We start from the raw sequence: 2,937 nt of genomic DNA, 5'->3' as shown, positions 1-2,937 counted from the left end.
AAAAAAGCATACCATATGGCGCAAAAGGCATATGAGTAGAAGAAAGTAAAAAAGAGTACACGGGGGATGCCTTGGCTCTCAGAGGCGATGAAGGACGTGATAAGCTGCGATAAGCTTCGGGTATTTGCAAATAGGAATTGATCCGAAGATTTCCGAATGGGGCAACCCGGCTGGTTGAAGACCAGTCACATATAATGAGCAAACCTGCCGAACTGAAACATCTAAGTAAGCAGAGGAAGAGAAAATAACAATGATTTCCTAAGTAGTGGCGAGCGAAAGGGAAAGAGCCCAAACCTATTTTGTTACGGCAAAATGGGGGTTGTAGGACTACGATGTGGCATTGGTAAACAGAAGTGGAACGGGATGGGAAGCCCGGCGATACATGGTGATAGCCCAGTACACGTATAGAATACCAGTCTAGTAGTATCCTGAGTACCGCGAGGTCGGAGACGCCTTGTGGGAATCTGCCGGCACCATCCGGTAAGGCTAAATACTCCTGAGAGACCGATAGTGAACCAGTACCGTGAGGGAAAGGTGAAAAGAACCCCGAACAGGGGAGTGAAATAGAACCTGAAACCGTGTACTTACAAGCGGTCGGAGCGTCCAGGTGGCGTGACGGCGTGCCTTTTGCATAATGAGCCTACGAGTTACTCCTCTCTGGCAAGGTTAAGTGCTTCAGGCACGGATCCGAAGCGAAAGCGAGTCTGAACAGGGCGTATAGTCAGAGGGGGTAGACGCGAAACCTTGTGATCTACCCATGGACAGGTTGAAGGTGCGGTAACACGTACTGGAGGACCGAACCGATAAACGTTGAAAAGTTTCCGGATGATCTGTGGGTAGGGGTGAAAGGCTAATCAAACTGGGAAATAGCTCGTACTCCCCGAAATGTTTTTAGGAACAGCGTGGACATTAAGTTTCATAGAGGTAGAGCTACTGATTGGGTGCGGGGGAGTCAAATCCTACCAAATCCAGACAAACTCCGAATGCTATGAAATATGGTCTGCAGTGAGGCGCGGGGTGCTAAGGTCACGCGCCGAGAGGGAAAGAACCCAGACCATCAGCTAAGGTCCCCAAGTGACAGTTAAGTTGAACTAACGAGGTCCGATTGCACAGACAGCTAGGATGTTGGCTTGGAAGCAGCCATTCATTTAAAGAGTGCGTAACAGCTCACTAGTCGAGCGATCGGGCATGGATAATAAACGGGCATTAAACTGTTCACCGAAGCTATGGGATTGAAATATATCGGTAGGGGAGCATTCTATATGCAGCGAAGGTACCTGGTAATGGGTGCTGGAGCGTATAGAAAAGCAAATGTAGGCATAAGTAACGATAAGGCGGGAGAGAAACCCGCCCACCGAAAGGATAAGGTTTCCTGATCAACGCTAATCGGATCAGGGTCAGTCGGGACCTAAGGAGAACCCGAAGGGGAAATTCGATGGACAACTGGTTAATATTCCAGTACTTTTTATAACTGCGATGTGGGGACGGAGTAGTGACACTGCCGCGATCTGACGGAATAGATCGTTAAAGACAGTAGGTATTAGAACGGTAGGCAAATCCGCCGATCTAGCTGAAAGTCGATAGTACCGCAAGCCTCCGGGTAAGCGGATAGCGCAGGTAATCAGACTTCCAAGAAAAACCGCTAAGCTCCAGGTTATAAAAACCCGTACCGCAAACCGACACAGGTATCCGGGAAGAGGATTCTAAGGTGCTCGAGTGAATCATGGCTAAGGAACTCGGCAAAATGGCCCTGTAACTTCGGGAGAAGGGGCGCTGGCAGCAATGTCAGCCGCAGTGAAAAGGCCCAGGCGACTGTTTAACAAAAACACATGGCTTTGCAAAATCGAAAGATGAGGTATAAGGCCTGACACCTGCCCGGTGCTGGAAGGTTAAGAGGGGATGTCATCGCAAGAGAAGCATTGAATCGAAGCCCCAGTAAACGGCGGCCGTAACTATAACGGTCCTAAGGTAGCGAAATTCCTTGTCGGGTAAGTTCCGACCTGCACGAATGGTGTAACGATCTGGGCGCTGTCTCAGCCATGAGCTCGGTGAAATTGTGGTCCCGGTGAAGACGCCGGGTACCCGCAACGGGACGGAAAGACCCCATGCACCTTCACTACAATTTAACATTGACATTGGATACAGGATGTGTAGGATAGGTGGGAGGCTTTGAAGCGGCGTCGCTAGGCGTCGTGGAGCCAACGTTGAAATACCACCCTTTCTGTATTCGGTGTCTAATCCCCTCATGGGGAGACATTGTTTGATGGGTAGTTTGACTGGGGTGGTCGCCTCCAAAAAGGTAACGGAGGCTTTCAAAGGTAAGCTCAGTACGCTTGGTAACCGTACGCGGAGTGCAATAGCATAAGCTTGCTTGACTGTGAGACAGACAAGTCGATCAGGGTCGAAAGACGGATATAGTGATCCGGTGGTTCTGCATGGAAGGGCCATCGCTCAAAGGATAAAAGGTACGCTGGGGATAACAGGCTGATCTCCCCCAAGAGCTCATATCGACGGGGAGGTTTGGCACCTCGATGTCGGCTCGTCACATCCTGGGGCTGGAGAAGGTCCCAAGGGTTCGGCTGTTCGCCGATTAAAGTGGCACGCGAGCTGGGTTCAGAACGTCGCGAGACAGTTCGGTCCCTATCTGTTGTGGGCGTAGGAATTTTGAGTGGGGCTGACCTTAGTACGAGAGGACCGGGTTGGACCAGCCTCTAGTGAATCTGTTGTTCCGCCAGGGGCATTGCAGAGTAGCTACGCTGGGAATAGATAAGCGCTGAAAGCATCTAAGTGCGAAACTAGCCACGAGATGAGAATTCCATATAGGACCGTAGCAGACTACTACGTTGATAGGCTACAGATGTAAAGCTGGCGACAGCACAGTCGAGTAGTACTAATCATCCGAAGCTTTCAAAGCAAACAGACTGTTGTTTGTTCTTC

General features: G+C 50.2%; 1 rRNA gene. It reads left to right on the top strand.

The features are described from left to right. The first annotated feature begins 39 nt into the window (after positions 1-39). Positions 40-2,913: ribosomal RNA gene (locus AC04Q1_RS26375) — 23S ribosomal RNA — on the top strand. The last annotated feature ends 24 nt before the right edge of the window (positions 2,914-2,937 follow it).

It is taken from the genome of Pedobacter humicola (assembly GCF_056490705.1).
This window is presented reverse-complemented; position numbering and strand designations above follow the sequence as displayed.